This window comes from Neobacillus camarae (assembly GCF_054950115.1).
On the sequence record NZ_JBUCKX010000005.1, the window covers coordinates 406836 to 424583 of the forward strand.

Here is a 17748-nt window from a genome sequence, read left to right on the forward strand (position 1 = left end):
AAAATCAACGGAAGTTAAGGTGAGGAACCTGCTGTAACATCAAGTGATTTTATAAGGAAAAATAATAAAAAAAGTTAGTTTCTTGCTTAAATCCAATTTTTTCATAAAGACGCTGGGCCGGATAGTTATCATCCGCCGTTTCAAGTGAAATTCCTTTAGCTCCCGTTTCTTTGGCAAATTCAATTGAACGTTTGATTAATTTCTCTCCGTAGCGTTGGGTGCGGGCGTGCTTTTTCACATACAAATCATTTAAAATCCACGAGCGTTTCATGCTGACAGACGAAAAAGAGGGATACAATTGGACAAAACCTACCGCTTCTTCCCCATCAAAAGCGACAAAAACCACCGATTCCTTGTTCACCATCCGCTGCCTTAAAAACTCTTTAGCGCCGGCCACATCAGGCTCTTGCTTATAAAACTGTCTGTATAAATCAAGCAGTTCAGCCACTTGATCCAATTCTTTAAGTGTTGCTAATTGAATAGTCAATATAAAATCCCCCTGCCATTATTGTTAGATCTAGTTAACATGAATAATAGGCACAATTCAATAATTCGACACAAATTGCACAAATCCTTGCCAACCTGAAATAAAAAACAATCCTGTAAGCGATTTTTTCTTGAAGGAGATAATAGTTTTCTGTATAATCTTAATAAACATACTAATCAAATAAAACTTGCCATAATCGGGAAGTAGCTCAGTTTGGTAGAGCACCAGTATGGGGTACTGGGGGTCGCAGGTTCGAATCCTGTCTTTCCGACCACAAATCATAACTCAGCCCATCTTACACAGATGGGCTTTTTATGATCCCAATTGGTTTAGCGCTGTAAAGCGCCGGGGGACAGGCCCCCGTTCCATTAACGCTGTAAAGCACTGGGGGAAAGGTTCTGTCTTGGGATTACCTTTATTTCGTTGGCTGTGGTTTTTATGGTGCTTAGGTTATGGTTGTGGTGTTGGATTATCTTTTCGGCCGGGATGATTCCATCGGCGGTTGTATGGCCATCTGCTATGAGTGTGACATCATAGCCTAAGGTTATGGCTCTGCGGCATGTGGTGTCGACGCAGTACTCTGTCCTCGCCCCCGCGACTACTAGGTCGGTAATACCGAGTGTGGTTAACTCCTGATGCAATGGCGTTTCAAAGAAGGAGTCGGTGCTTTGTTTATGTATTACGAAATCAGATTCTCTTGGAGCAATTCCTTCAGCAAAGCCCCAGAACGGTGCTCCCCTTTCCAAGAACCCTCCAGGTTGTTCTTCGTGTTGAATGTAAAAAATCGGAATATCCTCCTCTTCTACTTTCCTAATTACATCCTGAATCACTGCCAGCGTTTCTTCCCGTTTATACACGCCATAAAGGGGACCCACCTGCAGGTCAATAAGTATTAAAGCCGATTTCTTTTGCTTCATTTCCACCACTCCCACTTCATAGAATTATAGTTTTAAAGAGCTATTTAATTTCCACTAATCGGAATCAAATGACTGTATTAGCCACCTATTAATATGACAATTACTGGAAATTTTGGTCTTCAAGTTAATTGACGAAAAATTTTCCAATTGGTTTCTTCAAAATATGTACTACTTTTTTCATAGAGACCATAAAATGGAATGTACGTTCGCTAAGGAGGCGGTCACATGCCAAACCATGAACAAACCGTAATTACTGGGGATATGCTAGTTAGGTATTATGAACTAAATAAACGAAAAAAAGAAATTGAACTGGAAATGAACGGGCTCAAAGAGGTCTTTCAAGACTATTTGAATCATTTGGCAGGATTCGACCAAAAAGCAGAAATCACCATAAGCGGTTATAAACTTCAAAGACAAATCAGGAAAACAGAAAAATACAAAGAGGAAGAAACTGTTAAAAAATTGGAAGAGATGCAATTAAATGACCTGATCCAAGTCGTAAAAAAGCCTGATGATCAGAAGATCAAAGCTGCTTTAAGCCTTGGGCTGGTCAGCCCCGACCAATTAGATGGATGCATCGTGACCACCATCTCCCCTGCTATCTCAGTCAAACCATTAACGCCAAGATAGCTGTTAACTCCCCCATATTGAGGGGATTTTTTTTTGAAATAATATAGGTATCGAAAAACCTTGGAGGATATCCCAGTGCAACATCGAATTATTATATGATTGAACACACTTAGATTATGAGGAGATGGAATCATGGCCAGTCAAGAAAGTATCATGATAAAACAATTTTTAAAAGCATCCATGAGTAACCAAGCTTCATCCGCAACGGACATTGCCGCAGCAAGGCAAGGCTTGGAGGCATTATCCGGTTTAACCCCTGTGGCAGCGGATATTAAAATCGAAAAGCTGTTTATTGGGGACATACCGGCTGAATGGGTTACAGCTCCAACGGCTGAGAGTGACCGGGTTTTCTTATACTTGCATGGCGGTGCATACATAATGGGCAGCTGCAATACGCATCGGTACTTGGCTTCCAAATTATCACGTTCCACCGGCGCTCGTGTGTTAGTACCTGAATACCGGCTCGCACCCGAACATCCATATCCAGCAGCCCTTGAGGATGCCATGACCGTCTACCGCTGGCTGCTATCAACCGGTGTGGCTACTGAAAAAATCATCATCGGAGGGGATTCTGCCGGCGGCGGTTTAACTCTCTCCACATTACTAACTCTTAAGGATGCGGGTGATCCGCTTCCTGCTTTGGCGGTTCTCTTGTCTCCATGGACAGATTTGGCCGTAACCGGAGAATCAATGGAAACACGTTCGGAAGCCGATCCGTGGTTGAAACCGGCTCAAACGCGTGTGGCCCCGGCCTTGTATATTCGTGATCTGGATCCGAAAAACCCGATTGTCTCCCCTATTTATGCGGACTTAAGTGGATTGCCGCCAATGCTTGTACATGTGGGTAACGATGAGATTCTTCTAAGTGATTCGGAGCGGCTTGTCGATCGAGTCAACGCTGCCGGCGGAGACGCAGTCTTGAAAGTTTGGGATGGCATGTGGCACGTGTTCCAAACGTTCGCCATACCAGAAGGACAACAGTCTATTAGTGAAATTGGTGAATTTGTGAAAGAGCGGCTTGAGTCTTAATGATCATTAGAAAAATAAAACCTTCCGATGCGGAGAATTATCTCGAATTATGCAGGAAACTGGATACAGAAACGAGATTTATGCTATTTGAGCCTGGGGAACGAAAGACCACATTAGAACAGCAAAACCAGCGAATCAAAGCCATATTGGAGGAGAACCTATCCACGATACTGATTTGTGAGACAGAGGGAAAACTGATCGGATATCTGGGGGCCTTTCGTGAAGGTAAAAAAAGAATTAGTCACAGTGCATATATTGTCGTTGGGATTCTTCAAGACTACACAGGGAAAGGAATTGGCACCCAATTATTTACCGAGTTGGAAAACTGGGCAGCTGCAAACCATGTCCGCCGGCTAGAACTAACCGTCATGTGCCATAACGAGGCTGCCGTTAGCCTTTATAAAAAAATGGGCTTTGAGGTAGAAGGAGTGAAACGGCACTCTTTAATCATTGATGGACAATATATTGACGAATACTACATGGGTAAATTACTTTCATAGCTTTTTCAAATAAAAGGCATCAGGGAACAACCTGATGCCTTTTTGTACTAAATAAACCATGCTTTACATAAAAGTTCCATTCCCTTTTCAATTTGTTGTTCCGTTAAACCACCAAAACCAACAACCACTTTCGGTCCAGCTTTTGTAGGTGAATTGGCATAGTAAATCGACAAAGGGTATACCTTAACCCCTAATTTCAATGCGGACTGGATCAGTTCGTCTTCAGACATATGATTATTTACTGCTAAAACGACGTGGAGACCTGATTTTTCACCTATAACCTCAACCTGATTACCAAATAATCTCCCAGCAGCTCCCAACAAAGTCCCATGTTTTTTACGGTAAAGAGTTCTCATTTTATTTAAATGACTTTGCCAATATCCTTCGTTCATAAACTGGAATAGGGTTTCTTGATGAAGCCGGGACACGGTTTGTTTATAAACGGTAAAACCTTCTTGATAGATTTTGAGAAGCTTTGTCGGCAAAACCAAATAGCTGATTCTGATTGAGGGGATCAACGATTTAGAAAATGTTCCTAAATAGATGACCTTTCCTTCTGTATCGAGTCCTTGCAACGAAGGAATCGGCTTCCCTTTATAACGGTATTCCCCGTCATAATCATCTTCAATAATATAGCCGTCCATCTCTTCTGCCCATTTGAGGAGTTCGATTCTTCGGGCGATCGGCATGACAATCCCCATTGGAAATTGATGCGATGGGGTCACATAGGCAACAGTGGCAGAGCTCTCTTTTAGTGTTCGCATTTCCATTCCCGCGTCATCCAGGGGAACGGGCACAAAGGGAATCTCGTGGTGGTCCAAAACGGTACGGACACGATGAAAACCTGGATCTTCCAGTGCATATACATTTTCTTTGCCAATCAATAAAACCAAAAGTCCCATGAGAACTTGGGTGCCGGCACCGATAATAATTTGGTCCGCCGTACATTTGACCCCTCTTGAAGCAAATAGATAATTGGCTATTTGTTCCCGCAGATGCCTTTCCCCTTGGGGAGAACCATTATAAAAAATACCCGATTGGTCCTCATAAAGAGACTGTATGGTTAGTTTTCTCCAAACTGCAAACGGGAAATGCCCCAAGTCCACCCTGCCAGAATTAAAATCTATTTTTATATCATTCTTTGTAATGTCTCTTGTAATGGCTTCGGAGTGAGGAATTTTCCTTTTTAAAAAATCCTCTTCCAGGACAGCCACAAATGATCCCTGGCGCGGCCTGCTTACCACAAAACCTTCTGCGCTCAATTGGTCATAGGCAGCCTGAATGGTGTTTATACTCAAGCCTAAATAATCGGCCAAATGCCTTTTGGACGGCAGCTTTTCCTGTGGTTTAATTCTTCCCGTAAAGATTTCATCTTTTAAATAATCGGCCAGCTGCATATACAAAGGTTCCCTGCTTGAGGGATCCAAAATCGGAGTGATCTCAATCATGTGTTTCTTCTCCCTGAATTTGTTGGCACCTTTAGCGCACAATCATTAGTTTCATTATATAGCGCCATTGCCAGAAAGTCCTTAAATAAAAATAGCAATCACAAGCGATTGCTATTTTTTATGTATTTGATTAATTTTGGGTCTGGCTAACCGCTTCTTCTTCCTTGTGCTCGGTCTCTTCCCAACCTTTGCAAACATCCACCCATTCCTTCGCAAAGGAATATTGTTCAATTTCCTGGCAGGTTAATTCGATGGCAGAATTTTGGCTGCCGCATGCCGGGAACAGAGTCTCAAACCGTTTCATGGACACATCCAAATAAACAACGAGGTTGTTTTTCAAGCCAAACGGACATACTCCTCCAATCAAGTGGCCTGTCTGTTCGTAAACCTCTTCCGGTGACAACATCCGAGCCTTGAAACCAAACGTTTGCCGAAACTTTTTGTTATCGATTTTGGCATCTCCTGCGGCAACTACTAATATGGCCCGTTCATCTTCGCCCCTAAATGACAAGGTTTTCGCAATTCGGGCCGGGATGACACCAATCGTGTTGGCTGCCTGGTCGACAGTGGCACTCAAGGTTTCAAATTCCATAATATCTTTTTCCCGATCCCATTGTTGGAAATGGGCTTTTACACTTTCCAATGACATGATTTTCATCCTTCCCCAGTCCAATTTATCAAGTATGATAACAATTATACCGTAGAAATACAACAAAAACACTTTACCTCTCTTCCGTTGTAAAGCGTTAAGGACTATTGCATCCTAGAATTTCTTTAGCATACTGCTAGCGTTATGATATCTTACATTTAGCTGCGTTTGATTTATCACTAGCAAAAGCCATTGAGCTCGTTTGCTAAATATATCTACAGCTTGCTAATCTAATAACTTGTCTTTCTGGTATAGTAAAGGAAGTGCTGCTAGATGTTGGATAAATCTACATTTACCTAAGGAAAATAATCAATTTATGGAGGATACTACTTTGAAAAATCTACTGCAAAAGGTATTGGAATTGGAAACCGTTTACCTTGATACATTTGCTAACCGAATCAATACTTCTTGGGGCAAGCTTTTTTACAACGAAAACCAACCGATTTATTATGATGCCAATCATGCGGAAATAAGTGAAAATCCTAAAGGAGCAAAAGCGGTTATTGACGAAGTGATCACTTTTTATCAGCAAAAAAACATTATACCGCGGTTTTATCTCTACAACTTGGAAAATTTGTCACCGTTTAGGGAGGAATTAGCTGCAAATCATTTTCGATTTGAAGAATTAGTGCATCCAATACAGATTTGGAACGGGCAGAAACCACAGCATGCCCCTAATTACAAAGTCACCATTGAAACCGTGACAAATTCCAATTATCACAAAGCTCTGGACATCGAATGCAGTATAAAGGAGTTCGGAGGGAAAGCGGTAAGAGAAAAGGCATTTGCTGAAGAATTTCAGCATCCCTCCTATACCCATTATCTTCTCCGGTATGAAGGGATTCCTTGTTCGACCGCCAGCATATTTTCACATGACGGTCAGGCCCGTATGGAGAGTGTTGCCACAATGGAAGGTTATCGTGGCAAAGGACTTATTGGGGAACTGATATATTTTTTACAAGAAGAAGTGGCCAAGCGCGGAATTGAAAACTTCTGGGTGTTTCCGATTAATGAGCGGGTCGAAAAAGTCTATGCCAGGTATGGATTTGAAACGGCCGGAGTAATCAACACCGGACATGCGTTTTTATCCGGAAAGAGCATCAAAGAAATTCAAGAACAATAATAAAAGGGAGTTTCAATATAACGAAACTCCCTTTCTCTTGTCTAGCAACAACTATCTTGTCCCAATAACATAAGTCCATTGCCGTCCTGGTCAAAATCGAGTACAAGCCCCTCGGTAAAAAATTCGATGTCAGGGTCAATGGCGACCTGAATCTCATTGATTGTTACTAAAATATCATTTTCAGCCGGCTCCTCCAGAGCCAGTCCTACCTCCGGATCACTTCAGCCATAGCCTGCAAAAAAGACACGAACATGTTTGGCTTCACGGTTTTGGAACAATTGCTTCAATACATCGCGAGCCTGATCTGTGATTTGCATTTCTCCCTCACCCTTCTAACAATTTACCTTCTTATCCTATCGGGTTTTCAAAAAAAATGCCAGAATTCTGACCCAAAATCGCATAATGGCTGGAATAATAGAATTATTATTTAGAATTTTCCTAAAATCAATGTTATAATTTTTGCTATATTGTTAATTTTATCATTTCGGATATCTGCACAGGGAGGGATTCTGTTGAATTCACATGGTGCCATGCTGTCCTATCCAAGGACAAAGGGCATTATTTTCGTATTAATTGCGGCTATTTTATGGGGCGTTTCCGGTACAATTGCCCAGTTCTTGTTTCACCAGCAAGGCTTTAGCTCGGGCTGGCTTGTGGTTGTCAGGCTGCTTTTGGCCGGCATCGGCATGCTAATGTTTGCTCAAGCCTCCGGGAAGCAAAATATCTGGGCAGTTTGGAAAACGAAACGGGATATCTTTCAGCTGACATTTTTTGGGCTGGTTGGGATGCTTGGTGTTCAATATACCTATTTTGCAGCCATTGAACACGGTAATGCGGCCACAGCAACCGTCTTGCAGTATCTTGCTCCCGTCCTCATTGCCTGCTATTTCAGCATGCGGTCCAAGAGCCTGCCAACAAAACTTGAGACGATTGCGATTATGCTGGCATTATCCGGTACCTTTTTACTCGTGACCAGAGGAAACCTTCAGACCCTTTCTATTTCTGTACCAGCATTTGGCTGGGGAATCCTTTCGGCTTTTGCACTAGCTTTTTACACGCTATATCCAGCCAACCTGCTGTCAAAATTCGGTTCACTGGTAACAGTGGGCTGGGGCATGCTGATTGGGGGAGCAGCATTTTCCTTCGTCCATCCACCCTGGAGTTTCCAAGGGGATTGGTCGCTGCCTGCTTTCGTTGCTGTTATTTTTGTAATTATTTTCGGTACGATCATCCCATTTTTTTGCTATATGGAGAGTTTGAATTATATCAAAGCATCCGAGGCAAGCCTGCTTGCCTGCGCCGAGCCTTTATCAGCCGCTTTCTTGGCGGTCGCTTGGCTCCAGGTTTCGTTTGGACTGGCGGAATGGATTGGCTCGTTAGCCATTATTGCTACTATTTTTATTTTATCCGCTGGGAAAAGATCATAAAAAAAGCAGACGATGTGTCTGCTTTTTTTAATCCTCTAGATTAACGTTATGATAAACCTGTTGAACGTCCTCTAAATCTTCTAGAGCGTCAATTAATTTTTCAAACTTTGGTACTACATCTTCCGGTAAAGTGATATCGTTTTGTGCTAACATCGATAACTCTGCTACAGTAAACTCTGTAATACCGGCATTTTTAAATGCTTCCTGAACAGCACGGAACTGATCTGGTTCAGCATAGACAATCACTTGTTCATCGTCTTCAGCTACTACGTCACGAACATCGACATCCGCTTCCATTAACAGCTCAAGAACCTCTTCCTCTGTTTTTCCTTCCACACCAATGACAGCAGTAGAATCGAACATATAAGCAACCGAACCACTGACACCCATGTTCCCGCCGTTTTTACCAAAAGCAGCACGAACTTCTGATGCAGTACGATTGACGTTATTGGTTAAGGCATCCACGATAATCATGGAACCGTTTGGACCAAAACCTTCGTAGCGCAGTTCATCAAAGTTTTCATCAGCGCCGCCTTTTGCTTTTTCAATAGCGCGGTCAATGATATGTCTAGGCACATTATACGTTTTCGCGCGTTCGAGAACGAATTTTAATGCTTGGTTTCCCTCGGGATCCGGTACGCCTTTTCTGGCGGCAACATAAATTTCCCGGCCAAATTTGGCATAAACCCGGCTCGTGCTTTTATCTTTTTCCGCTTTTTTATCTTTAATGTTATTCCACTTACGACCCATATAAACACTCTCTTTCCCGATTAAATCTTAATTTACTGTTAAATTGAAGGTATTAAGCAAAACTATCTTAACACAAAAATGATGGACAGAAAATATTATACCGCATTTTTCATATTTAGGTGGACTTAAACTCCTATATTCTTGACATCTGATTGTATTTTTTTAAAAAAACAGCAAAATCTAGTGATGTAACTTTGCGAAATTTAAGAGGAGGGCAAAAATGGGCATTTTAAGTGGGAATCCTAAAAATGAACCTTTGCATTATGGCGAAGTATTTGGTGCGTGGTCTTTTTTGATGGCTGCCAAGGGGTTGATTGCCGGTTATCAAACGCATTTGAATCATGCCGGCGATGATGATTTGCAAAAGATTTTAATAGAAGCCATTGAGAATTGTCAGAATGAAGTAGAGCAAATTGAAAATCTCTTAAAGGAAAATGGCGTCGGGTTACCGCCAACGCCTCCCGAACGGCCGAAGGCCTGCTTAGAAGATATTCCTCCGGGAGCTCGATTTATGGACCCGGAAATTTCCGCTATGCTGTCGACTAATATGGCAGCTGGGTTGGTGGCCTGCAGTAAAATGATCGGCGAAGCCATTCGTGAAGATATCGCGACAATGTTTGGACAATTCCATGTAAAAAAAGCCGCCTTAGGAGCCAAAGTCTTAAGGCTCAACAAGGAAAAAGGCTGGCTGGTGCCGCCGCCATTGCACCTATTAAAAGCTGAGGATTGTTAATAGGTATATTTGTTTTGTGTGGAGTAGAACAGGTTTCTACTCCACTTTTTTCCAATCCTATATGAGACATTTCTTCCGTTTTTAATGTTCCTTTTGTCTCATAGAAAGCTTTTATGAGACATTACTCCAGCTTTCATTGTACCTTTTGTCCCATAGTGAGGTTAGTCTTAAAAGTGGACACGTTAAAATGAGATTTAGTTTATAATACAATCATCATTAATAAGGGACGTGTTCACTATGGGTAAGCACCATACTCAAGAATACAGGGATTATGTTTGTAAATTAATTGTTGAAGAAGGCAGGAAAGCTACAGATGTCGCATACGAGCTTGAAATATCCACTAAGACGATTAGCCGGTGGGTGACAGTTTATAGAGCGAAAATAAATGCTGGGAAGACAAGTGAGAACTATATTACACCCACAGAACTAGAAAAACTAAAAAAGCAACATGAGAAAGAGCTTCAACAGTTAAAAGAGGAGAATGAAATTCTAAAAAAGGCCATGCACATCTTCACGAAAAACCAAGCGTGATTTATAAATTTATTCAAGCCCACTCTGATGAACACACTGTGGCGAAGATGTGCAAAGTTCTTAAAGTATCATCAAGTGGCTACTATAAATGGGTCAAAAATCTGAACAATCCTCTTTCTGAGAAGGAGGACTATCGTTTAGAGCTCCAGCAGAAGATTAGTAAGTCCTATCATGAAAGTTTTGGAACGTACGGTAGTCCTAGAGTGCATTCTGATCTTCTGGACTGGGGATATATCATTTCCCAAAAAACGGTCGCTCGAATGATGAAAGAAATGGGATTAAAAGCCATTCCAACAGAAAAGTTTGTGGTTACTACGGATTCCAATCATGACTTAAATATTTATCCTAACCTTTTAGATCGCCAATTCAACGTAAAGGAGCCTAATCAAGCCTGGGTAGCTGATATTACGTATATTTGGACACTTGAAGGATGGGTTTATTTATCATCGGTCATGGATTTATTTTCTAGAAAAATTGTAGGGTGGAGTATGGCTTCACACATGAAGAAAGAGTTATCCATTCAAGCGTTAAATATGGCGATTGTTTCAAGGCAGCCTGGAGAAGGCTTAATTCATCACTCGGATCGTGGTTCTCAGTATTGTTCGCATGATTATGTTGATATTTTGAAAGAGAAAAAATTGCAAATCAGTATGAGTAAAAAAGGCGACCCGTACGATAATGCTTGTATTGAATCGTTTCACGCAACTATCAAGAAAGAGCTAATTTACAGGAGACGCTTTACTACAAGGGCTGAAGCTATAAAAGCCATTAATTATTATATTAGTGGTTTTTATAACGAAAGACGAAAGCATTCGACCTTAGGAAACCAATCACCGAATCAATTTGAGAGAAGTCACCAACAAAATGAAGTAGAAAAAATCTCGTAATATAGCCATTTGGTGTTAGAAATAGTCAATCATGTTTTTCGATTGACTATTTCTAATACGGACCAAACGAAGTGCGGTAGTGGTTTTGTTTAATAATGTCTCAAATTTTATTGTCCACTTTCTTGACAGAAGACCAATAGACAGCTTATATGAGACATTTCTTCATTTTCTTATCTGCTTTTGTCCCATAGCGCTTATTGGGAGACTTTTCCTTGGAACTTAATTTTTTCAAAAAATAAAGACCTTTCTAATGAGAAGAAAGGTCTTTTAGATAATCCAGCTTATACTAGCATTTGAAATAAAGTGCTGTCTTTATTGACTTCGCGGTAACCGAACCCTTTAGTCTTAATCCGCTCAATCAAAGGAAAATAATCCTCTTTGTCTTTCAATTCAATCCCGACCAGAGCTGGGCCAGACTCCCGGTTATTCTTTTTCGTATATTCAAAGTGGCTGATATCATCGTTCGGGCCGAGGACTTCCATCAAGAATTCCCGCAATGCACCGGGGCGCTGTGGAAATTGGATAATAAAATAATGCTGCAAGCCTTCATAAAGCTTGGAACGCTCTTTAATTTCCTGCATCCGGCCGATATCGTTGTTTCCGCCGCTGATGACACAAACCACCGTCTTCCCTTTGATCTGTTCAGCATATGTATCCAGCGCGGCAACCGATAACGCCCCTGTTGGTTCCACGACAAGCGCATTTTCATTGTATAAAGACAAGAGCGTGGTGCAGACCTTGCCTTCGGGGATAGCCACGATATCATCGACAATTTCCTTACAAATTTCAAACGTCTTGCTGCCAACTGTTTTGACTGCGGCCCCATCCACAAACGGGTCAATCGATTCAAGCGTTGTCACTTCCCCTTTCCGGATGGATGCCTTCATTCCAGCGGCGCCTTCTGGCTCCACACCAATCAATCGGGTGATGGGGGAATAATGCTTTAAGTAGGTTCCCACCCCAGCCATTAATCCGCCGCCGCCAATGGCTGCAAACAGATAATCAATTTCGTGGCAATCATTAAGCAATTCAACCCCGACGGTCCCTTGGCCGGCAATAACGTCGAAATCATCAAACGGGTGTATGAAAGTCCGCTGCTCCTCGCGGCTGCATTCCATCGCCTTTTCATAAGCATCATCAAATGTATCGCCCGTTAATACAATCTCGACACTGTCTTTCCCCCAGAACTTGACCTGATTTACCTTCTGCTTCGGTGTAGTGCTAGGCATGAAGATTTTCCCATGAATGTTTAACAAATGACAGGAATAGGCTACCCCTTGGGCATGGTTACCAGCGCTAGCGCAAATAATCCCGTTTTGTACTTCTTCGGGTTCCAGTTTTTTGATCCGATTATAGGCGCCACGAATTTTAAAGGAGCGGACACTTTGCATATCCTCCCGTTTTAAGTACACATGACAACCGTAGCGTTCCGATAGTAAATGGTTGTATTGCAGAGGCGTGGGGGAAATGACATCCTTAATGGTATGACTGGCAATAATGATGTCCTCCACATTTAACGCTTGTTTATCGACTTGTTGACTCATCACTCTTGTACCTCCTCAATTTGTTCCATCCCGAAGCGGGAATGATTCATTTATAAACATAAAAAACCCGCCCCTATGATATAGGGACGAGTTGGCTCGCGTTACCACCCTACTTCCGCAGCAAAAAGAAACAAGCTGCGGCTCTCGATCCAATGTACCTGACTTCGATACAGGTTCCTTCCTAACGGGGGACATTCCGGTATAGCTTACTGATTGGTTCAGCCATACATCTCAGAGATGATATTCAGACAAGTCCCGCCATCGGCTCCCACCTGCCGCCGACTCTCTAAGGACAAGAAACAAGTCCTACTCTTCTCTTCACAGATTTTCATGATTAATTCCTAACTAGGGTACCACCGAAACGGTTACAAGTCAATATTTTTTGACTATTTTATATATTTAGATAAATATAAAAGCGCTTTCAATTTTCAATAGCCAAAAATTGTTCTTGTAACGTTACCATTGAACCAAATACTGGGATTCAAATCGGAACCAAATGGCTCTTAACCGTTTTTTGCGCTATAATTATAGGAATAGCCGGAAAATTATAAATACTAAAGGAGAGATCAAGTGAATGAAAATCCCATACAAGGGAAAATCCCCTTCCATTCATGAAACGGTTTTTGTGGCACCTGGGGCCTATTTAATTGGAGACGTGCAAATTGGCAAGGAATCCACTGTTTGGTTCAATGCTGTCTTACGGGCTGATGATGGACCCATTATGGTCGGTGAACGGACAAGTATCCAAGATAATTCTACCATCCATTTGTATGAGGGGTCCCCCGTCACCATTGGAGACGATGTAACGGTCGGGCACAATGTCATCCTGCATGGCTGTAAAATTGGAAACCGTTCTTTAATTGGCATGGGTTCCACGATATTAGACCATGTCGAAATCGGCGAAGAATGCGTGATTGGCGCCAACACTCTGCTCACCGGCGGGACCAAAATACCTCCCCGCTCGATGGTTTTAGGTTCCCCCGGTAAAGTTGTAAGGGAATTATCCGAAGAAGACTTGCAATTGCTAAGAATGTCAAGCCTTCATTATGTGCAAAAAGGAAAGGATTTCATGGGGATCCTGAAATAACAAAAAGACTCCACCCAATAGGAAACAGGTGGGGTCTTTTTAAAGAAGAACTTTGTATCTTAGTTAATAAACTCGGTATCAATTAATGCTGCAAAATCAGGCTTTTCTTTTAGGAATTTCAAATCAACAGAAGAGTCGGCAAACTGTTGGATGACTTTTTTGTTCACATCTTCTGTAAAGCGGATGTTGTTCCAAGCTTGGTCCATGACACCCTTATCCAATTCTTGCTTGGTAATGTCCTTAATGCTGTTTAAAGTAATGGTTTTGGCTTCTTCTGGATTCTTTTCAATAAAATCAATCGCTTCTTCTTGGGCTTTGACAATTTTAGCGATTACGTCTTTATCTGCTTTAATTTTCTTACCGCTTGATACTAAAATCGTATTTGGCAACGTTTCACCATAAGAAATTTTAGAGCTGTCAACAATGATTTTTGCTCCAGCCTCTTTGACCAATTGGGAAGCCCATGGCTCTGGTACTGCTGCAATGTCCACTTTACCGGATTCAAACATGCTGGCGTATTGAGCAGGGTTACCTGTTACATGCTTCAACGTACCGCCAATCCGTGCTGAAGAAATACCATAGTCTTGCAAGAAGGTTTCCATTTGAACATCATGGGTGCAGCCTACGCCAGGAGTGATGAAGGTTTTCCCATTGAAATCTTCAACAGAATCCACGCCGCTTTTCTTAGAAGCAACGATGGCTGTACCGCCTGAAGAAGCACCGGCAATAATTTTCACGTCCGCTCCATTGGTAAAGTTGTTCATGACCGGTCCAGGGCCGACAAGTCCTGCATCAATGTCCCCGGTTTTTAAGGCCGTCATAAAGGCTCCTCCATCCGGGAAGGTTTTGTATTCTACCTTGACGCCATCACCCAGTTCCTTTTCATAATAGCCTTTTTCCCTGGCAATCATGGCAGGGGCATGGTCAATGTTTGGAAAATATCCGATAACAACCTTTTTACCCTCTTGATCTGCTTTTCCGGAGCTCGCATTGTCGCTTCCGCATCCTGCTAATACCCCGGCAGATAAAAATAATGACAACCCGATAAGTGAAGCTTTCTTTTTCATGATTCTCTCTCCTCTTGACCCTTTTATATATATTTTAGTTTGTTGTGTCTAATCCCCAACGGCGAATAACGTTTTTTTCTATACGCTGGAAGAATAACAAGTCAACAATGGTTCCAACTAAACCAATAATGATCATAATACCAATCACAAGGCTCATGTTTCCAAAATCAGATGCGTATTTCAATGTGTAGCCAAGTCCTGGTCCAGTACTTAAGATTTCCCCAGCCATCAATCCCCGCCAAGCGAAAGCCCAGCCAAGACGGATGCCTGTTACCGCATAAGGGATGGAGGCAGGAAAAATGATTTTAACGAATAAATCAATCCCTTTGGACCCCATCGTTTGTGCCGCTTTTATATATAGCGGCGGAACATTTTTAATCCCCATTCGCATATTAATCGCAATGACCAATGTAGCACCCAGGATCACGATAAAAATAACCGATTTCTCGTTTAGGCCGAACCACATAATCGCGATTGGCAGCCAAACAATACTAGGGACACTTTGCAAGGCCAATATTAAAGCCCCCAAAGTTTCATCCGCCGTTTTATTTTTCGCTAACAGAATCCCGATACCGATTCCAATGATAATGGAAGCAGCCAAGCCGATGAGCAGACGACGAAAACTTGCAAGGATATCATAGATTAAGGTCTTGTCCTCAAATCCTTTAACCAATTCTTGATAAACATTTGTCGGTGCCGGCATCAGGGAAGGTGAAACCTCCAACAACTTCACAGCTGCCTGCCAGGCCACAATCAATATGATAAAAAATAGTAAACGTTTAATGGTTGACCGCATAGGCTAGTTCCTCTTTTACCACTTTCTCTATTTCTGATTCTAGTAAACTCATAATTTTTTTCTCTAATTTAGCTGTTTTATCAGGGTGCTGTTCTCTTGGCCTCGGGATGTCTACCTTAATATCCTCTAAAATCACACCCGGCCTCGTCCCCATTACCACGATTCGATCCGAGAGCTTGATAGATTCATGAATGCTATGGGTAACAAATAGAATGGTTTTACGCGTCTCGAGCCAAATCTTTTCGAGTTCATGGTGCAGAATTGAACGTGTCTGTTCATCCAGAGCACCAAATGGTTCATCCATTAATAAAACCTTTGGATTCATCGACAATGCCCTGGCAATGGATACCCTCTGCTGCATGCCACCGGACAATTCATGTGGCGAGTGCTTGCCATAATTGCTTAGCTGCACCATTTTAAGAAAGGCTTGAGCAACTTCCCTGGCTTGATTTTTTTTCATTTCCTTCCGTAATGGGAACATGACATTCTCTTCGACGGTCATCCAAGGAAACAATGCCGGCTGTTGAAACACCATGCCGCGGTCCTTGCCCGGTTTAGTAATTGGCTGGCCATTTAGCAAAATCTCTCCGCTGGTCGGTTTGGTTAATCCCGCTACGATCGAAAGAAGCGTTGATTTACCGCAGCCTGATGGACCAAGGATGGAAACAAACTCCCCTTCCGAGATATTCATATTGATATCTGAAAGCACCCTGCTTGCCGTATTTTGGTTCACAAATTGTTTTTCAATATTTTTGATTGAAAGAAACATCGACTCACCTGCACCTACTTTCCCTACAATTCACATAAAACTAATCGGAATAATAACATTAACAATAATTATAAATTATCAGGACTTGTTGTCAATGATTTTATTAAAAAAACAGCATGTTCTTGCGAATGATTCCCAAAGAATATTTCATAAAATTCATGCCAAACTAACGGCAAAAGGAGGTATTACCATGCAGCATGTATACAGATTGGCCTTAAAGTTTATCGCAACTTTGGTTGTGTTGGGTATCATTCTTGGAATGTTCTATAATTTTAGTTTTGCCGATGTGTTTTGGATTACGGCTGTTTTAGTTGTGGTTTCTTACATCTTAGGTGACTTGTTGGTCTTAAGATCGACGAATAACATCATTGCCTCCACAGCAGACCTCGGGCTGGCCTTTTTGCTGGTATGGCTGATGGGAATGGTGCTCACGTACGAAGTTAATCTGTGGCCCGCTGCTTTCATTTCCGCTGCTGCCGTCACCTTATTTGAATACTTTTTCCATCAGTTCCTCATGAACAACATGAACAAGCACATCACGACCCAATCAAGCCAAGTGCAAAACCGTCCCCAATTTCAAACAGAAGCTTCTGAAGAATTAATACCAGTAAAACCCGATGTCAGAAGCCCTAAGGACGAATAAATGCAAAAATCCTCATTCCAATCTAGGTGGATGAGGATTTTTTGCTTGTTTTTACAGGCCGCCACATGAAGGGCCCTGAACCTTTTGCTTTGTCTCTTCTTCGTTTTCCTTCTTCACTGATTCAAGGCCGTATCCTGTCGGGCTTATTTCCAGTACCTCTTCCTGTTGTTTTCCTGTAAATAATTGATTTTTGTCCATGATGACCACCTCTATGTAGAGTATTTGCAATCCGATGGAAAATAACCTGTTTGGGATAAAAACAGAATCTATTTGGAAAACATAAATTTATTGGAAATCTTAATGTTGGTGAGGGAACGATTTGGAAGAAAATATCGTCGATTTAGTCGATAACCGTTTGAAGGAACAAATAGATACGGTCATCCGGGGCATGACCTTTACAAAAAATTTTCGTTCACCTACTGCAGAGGAATGGTACATCTTCCTGCCCGGCTTTAAGGATCCGGTAACAGGAGGAGCGGCCGGTAAAACGATTATTCATTATAACCTTTATGATACAAAACACATCTTCATTAATACGACAATTATCTTAGACGACCCGGCGCTGCACAAAAACGAAAACCACCGCTTAGTGTATGCAGCAGCGGATGAAATCATCAACCGTCTGGTCGGCTATGCCGATACCCTGTTATCGGTCCATTCCGGCGAAAACTCTTATAATGCCGAATATAAACAATAAAAGATGTCGGCCGCCAAGCATGAACCAGCATGGA

21 protein-coding genes, 1 tRNA gene and 1 other annotated feature are annotated in these 17748 nt (G+C 42.0%); of the genes, 12 read left to right on the forward strand and 10 right to left on the reverse strand.

Going from position 1 to position 17748, the window contains the following annotated elements:
* Window positions 1–49: 49 nt before the first annotated feature.
* Window positions 50–487 carry a GNAT family N-acetyltransferase gene (locus tag ACY8D0_RS26850; RefSeq protein ID WP_462413515.1) on the reverse strand — a complete coding sequence of 146 codons (438 nt, stop codon included), beginning with the start codon at window positions 485–487 and terminating at the stop codon, window positions 50–52.
* Between the two features lie 197 nt (window positions 488–684).
* On the opposite strand from ACY8D0_RS26850, the gene ACY8D0_RS26855 reads away from it, so the two are divergent.
* A tRNA-Pro gene (locus ACY8D0_RS26855) sits at window positions 685–761 on the forward strand.
* Between the two features lie 94 nt (window positions 762–855).
* On the opposite strand, the gene ACY8D0_RS26860 is transcribed toward ACY8D0_RS26855, so the two are convergent.
* Window positions 856–1404: a cysteine hydrolase family protein gene (locus ACY8D0_RS26860; RefSeq protein ID WP_462413516.1), complete on the reverse strand. Its 549-nt coding sequence runs from the start codon at window positions 1402–1404 to the stop codon at window positions 856–858.
* A 225-nt stretch (window positions 1405–1629) separates the two neighbouring features.
* Between ACY8D0_RS26860 and ACY8D0_RS26865 the strand changes: the two genes are divergently transcribed.
* The 3 genes from ACY8D0_RS26865 (at window position 1630) to ACY8D0_RS26875 (ending at window position 3563) form a co-directional block, all read left to right on the forward strand.
* Window positions 1630–2034, forward strand: coding sequence for a hypothetical protein (locus ACY8D0_RS26865; RefSeq protein WP_462413517.1), 405 nt, complete (start codon window positions 1630–1632; stop codon window positions 2032–2034).
* A 132-nt stretch (window positions 2035–2166) separates the two neighbouring features.
* The gene (locus tag ACY8D0_RS26870) at window positions 2167–3063 is read left to right on the forward strand and encodes an alpha/beta hydrolase (protein WP_462413518.1); all 897 of its coding nucleotides are present in this window, start codon (window positions 2167–2169) and stop codon (window positions 3061–3063) included.
* Window positions 3063–3563, forward strand: coding sequence for a GNAT family N-acetyltransferase (locus ACY8D0_RS26875; protein WP_462413519.1), 501 nt, complete (start codon window positions 3063–3065; stop codon window positions 3561–3563). Before ACY8D0_RS26870 ends, ACY8D0_RS26875 begins: the two co-directional genes overlap by 1 nt.
* Window positions 3564–3610: 47 nt before the next feature.
* On the opposite strand, the gene pdxR is transcribed toward ACY8D0_RS26875, so the two are convergent.
* Window positions 3611–5011, reverse strand: a complete 1401-nt coding sequence (pdxR, locus tag ACY8D0_RS26880) for a MocR-like pyridoxine biosynthesis transcription factor PdxR (protein WP_462413520.1) — start codon at window positions 5009–5011, stop codon at window positions 3611–3613.
* A gap of 130 nt (window positions 5012–5141) precedes the next feature.
* Window positions 5142–5660 carry a YbaK/EbsC family protein gene (locus ACY8D0_RS26885; protein WP_462413521.1) on the reverse strand — a complete coding sequence of 173 codons (519 nt, stop codon included), beginning with the start codon at window positions 5658–5660 and terminating at the stop codon, window positions 5142–5144.
* Window positions 5661–5991: 331 nt separating this feature from the next.
* Here ACY8D0_RS26885 and ACY8D0_RS26890 point away from each other — a divergent pair, with 331 nt between their 5' ends.
* Both ACY8D0_RS26890 and ACY8D0_RS26895 read left to right on the forward strand, forming a co-directional pair.
* Window positions 5992–6783, forward strand: coding sequence for a GNAT family N-acetyltransferase (locus ACY8D0_RS26890; RefSeq protein ID WP_462413522.1), 792 nt, complete (start codon window positions 5992–5994; stop codon window positions 6781–6783).
* 530 nt (window positions 6784–7313) lie between these two features.
* A complete protein-coding gene (locus ACY8D0_RS26895) occupies window positions 7314–8210 on the forward strand; it encodes an EamA family transporter (RefSeq protein ID WP_462413623.1) in 897 nt (298 codons plus the stop codon).
* A gap of 27 nt (window positions 8211–8237) precedes the next feature.
* Here the strand turns inward: ACY8D0_RS26895 and ACY8D0_RS26900 are convergent, their stop codons facing one another.
* Window positions 8238–8960, reverse strand: a complete 723-nt coding sequence (locus ACY8D0_RS26900) for a YebC/PmpR family DNA-binding transcriptional regulator (RefSeq protein ID WP_462413523.1) — start codon at window positions 8958–8960, stop codon at window positions 8238–8240.
* 220 nt (window positions 8961–9180) lie between these two features.
* Here ACY8D0_RS26900 and ACY8D0_RS26905 point away from each other — a divergent pair, with 220 nt between their 5' ends.
* From ACY8D0_RS26905 to ACY8D0_RS26915, 3 genes are all read left to right on the forward strand, one after another.
* Window positions 9181–9693 (forward strand): DUF3231 family protein, encoded by a 513-nt coding sequence (locus tag ACY8D0_RS26905; RefSeq protein WP_462413524.1) that lies wholly within the window; start codon window positions 9181–9183, stop codon window positions 9691–9693.
* Between the two features lie 237 nt (window positions 9694–9930).
* Entirely contained in the window at window positions 9931–10224 is a 294-nt protein-coding gene (locus ACY8D0_RS26910) for a transposase (RefSeq protein ID WP_462408624.1), read from the forward strand.
* On the forward strand, window positions 10221–11111 hold the full coding sequence (locus ACY8D0_RS26915) for an IS3 family transposase (RefSeq protein WP_462408623.1): 891 nt from the start codon (window positions 10221–10223) through the stop codon (window positions 11109–11111). The genes ACY8D0_RS26910 and ACY8D0_RS26915 overlap by 4 nt, the downstream gene beginning before the upstream one ends.
* A gap of 281 nt (window positions 11112–11392) precedes the next feature.
* Here ACY8D0_RS26915 and ilvA read toward each other — a convergent pair whose 3' ends face one another.
* Entirely contained in the window at window positions 11393–12655 is a 1263-nt protein-coding gene (gene ilvA / locus ACY8D0_RS26920) for a threonine ammonia-lyase IlvA (RefSeq protein WP_462413525.1), read from the reverse strand.
* 79 nt (window positions 12656–12734) lie between these two features.
* Window positions 12735–12986: a binding site (T-box leader), on the reverse strand.
* A gap of 243 nt (window positions 12987–13229) precedes the next feature.
* On the opposite strand from ilvA, the gene ACY8D0_RS26925 reads away from it, so the two are divergent.
* On the forward strand, window positions 13230–13742 hold the full coding sequence (locus tag ACY8D0_RS26925) for a gamma carbonic anhydrase family protein (protein WP_462413526.1): 513 nt from the start codon (window positions 13230–13232) through the stop codon (window positions 13740–13742).
* Between the two features lie 59 nt (window positions 13743–13801).
* On the opposite strand, the gene ACY8D0_RS26930 is transcribed toward ACY8D0_RS26925, so the two are convergent.
* From ACY8D0_RS26930 to ACY8D0_RS26940, 3 genes are read right to left on the reverse strand one after another with little or no spacing between them, the layout of a single operon-like run.
* The gene (locus ACY8D0_RS26930; RefSeq protein ID WP_462413527.1) at window positions 13802–14809 is read right to left on the reverse strand and encodes an ABC transporter substrate-binding protein; all 1008 of its coding nucleotides are present in this window, start codon (window positions 14807–14809) and stop codon (window positions 13802–13804) included.
* A gap of 34 nt (window positions 14810–14843) precedes the next feature.
* Entirely contained in the window at window positions 14844–15605 is a 762-nt protein-coding gene (locus ACY8D0_RS26935; RefSeq protein ID WP_462413528.1) for an ABC transporter permease, read from the reverse strand.
* The gene (locus tag ACY8D0_RS26940; RefSeq protein WP_462413529.1) at window positions 15589–16374 is read right to left on the reverse strand and encodes an ABC transporter ATP-binding protein; all 786 of its coding nucleotides are present in this window, start codon (window positions 16372–16374) and stop codon (window positions 15589–15591) included. The genes ACY8D0_RS26935 and ACY8D0_RS26940 overlap by 17 nt, the downstream gene beginning before the upstream one ends.
* A 190-nt stretch (window positions 16375–16564) precedes the next feature.
* Here ACY8D0_RS26940 and ACY8D0_RS26945 point away from each other — a divergent pair, with 190 nt between their 5' ends.
* Complete coding sequence (locus ACY8D0_RS26945; protein ID WP_462413530.1) at window positions 16565–17017, forward strand: YndM family protein; 453 nt, start codon at window positions 16565–16567, stop codon at window positions 17015–17017.
* 51 nt (window positions 17018–17068) lie between these two features.
* Here ACY8D0_RS26945 and ACY8D0_RS26950 read toward each other — a convergent pair whose 3' ends face one another.
* Window positions 17069–17215, reverse strand: a complete 147-nt coding sequence (locus ACY8D0_RS26950; RefSeq protein ID WP_462413531.1) for a hypothetical protein — start codon at window positions 17213–17215, stop codon at window positions 17069–17071.
* A gap of 121 nt (window positions 17216–17336) precedes the next feature.
* Here ACY8D0_RS26950 and ACY8D0_RS26955 point away from each other — a divergent pair, with 121 nt between their 5' ends.
* Window positions 17337–17714, forward strand: coding sequence for a hypothetical protein (locus ACY8D0_RS26955; RefSeq protein WP_462413532.1), 378 nt, complete (start codon window positions 17337–17339; stop codon window positions 17712–17714).
* The last annotated feature ends 34 nt before the right edge of the window (window positions 17715–17748 follow it).

What these genes read in the sequence shown, in the direction of transcription:
- ACY8D0_RS26860 (WP_462413516.1), bottom strand. Translation starts at nt 1,404, where the DNA reads ATGAAGCAAAAGAAATCGGCTTTAATACTTATTGACCTGCAGGTGGGT.
- ACY8D0_RS26865 (WP_462413517.1), top strand. Translation starts at nt 1,630, where the DNA reads ATGCCAAACCATGAACAAACCGTAATTACTGGGGATATGCTAGTTAGG.
- ACY8D0_RS26870 (WP_462413518.1), top strand. Translation starts at nt 2,167, where the DNA reads ATGGCCAGTCAAGAAAGTATCATGATAAAACAATTTTTAAAAGCATCC.
- ACY8D0_RS26875 (WP_462413519.1), top strand. Translation starts at nt 3,063, where the DNA reads ATGATCATTAGAAAAATAAAACCTTCCGATGCGGAGAATTATCTCGAA.
- pdxR (WP_462413520.1), bottom strand. Translation starts at nt 5,011, where the DNA reads ATGATTGAGATCACTCCGATTTTGGATCCCTCAAGCAGGGAACCTTTG.
- ACY8D0_RS26885 (WP_462413521.1), bottom strand. Translation starts at nt 5,660, where the DNA reads ATGTCATTGGAAAGTGTAAAAGCCCATTTCCAACAATGGGATCGGGAA.
- ACY8D0_RS26895 (WP_462413623.1), top strand. Translation starts at nt 7,314, where the DNA reads ATGCTGTCCTATCCAAGGACAAAGGGCATTATTTTCGTATTAATTGCG.
- ACY8D0_RS26900 (WP_462413523.1), bottom strand. Translation starts at nt 8,960, where the DNA reads ATGGGTCGTAAGTGGAATAACATTAAAGATAAAAAAGCGGAAAAAGAT.
- ACY8D0_RS26905 (WP_462413524.1), top strand. Translation starts at nt 9,181, where the DNA reads ATGGGCATTTTAAGTGGGAATCCTAAAAATGAACCTTTGCATTATGGC.
- ACY8D0_RS26910 (WP_462408624.1), top strand. Translation starts at nt 9,931, where the DNA reads ATGGGTAAGCACCATACTCAAGAATACAGGGATTATGTTTGTAAATTA.
- ilvA (WP_462413525.1), bottom strand. Translation starts at nt 12,655, where the DNA reads ATGAGTCAACAAGTCGATAAACAAGCGTTAAATGTGGAGGACATCATT.
- ACY8D0_RS26925 (WP_462413526.1), top strand. Translation starts at nt 13,230, where the DNA reads ATGAAAATCCCATACAAGGGAAAATCCCCTTCCATTCATGAAACGGTT.
- ACY8D0_RS26930 (WP_462413527.1), bottom strand. Translation starts at nt 14,809, where the DNA reads ATGAAAAAGAAAGCTTCACTTATCGGGTTGTCATTATTTTTATCTGCC.
- ACY8D0_RS26935 (WP_462413528.1), bottom strand. Translation starts at nt 15,605, where the DNA reads ATGCGGTCAACCATTAAACGTTTACTATTTTTTATCATATTGATTGTG.
- ACY8D0_RS26940 (WP_462413529.1), bottom strand. Translation starts at nt 16,374, where the DNA reads ATGTTTCTTTCAATCAAAAATATTGAAAAACAATTTGTGAACCAAAAT.
- ACY8D0_RS26945 (WP_462413530.1), top strand. Translation starts at nt 16,565, where the DNA reads ATGCAGCATGTATACAGATTGGCCTTAAAGTTTATCGCAACTTTGGTT.
- ACY8D0_RS26950 (WP_462413531.1), bottom strand. Translation starts at nt 17,215, where the DNA reads ATGGACAAAAATCAATTATTTACAGGAAAACAACAGGAAGAGGTACTG.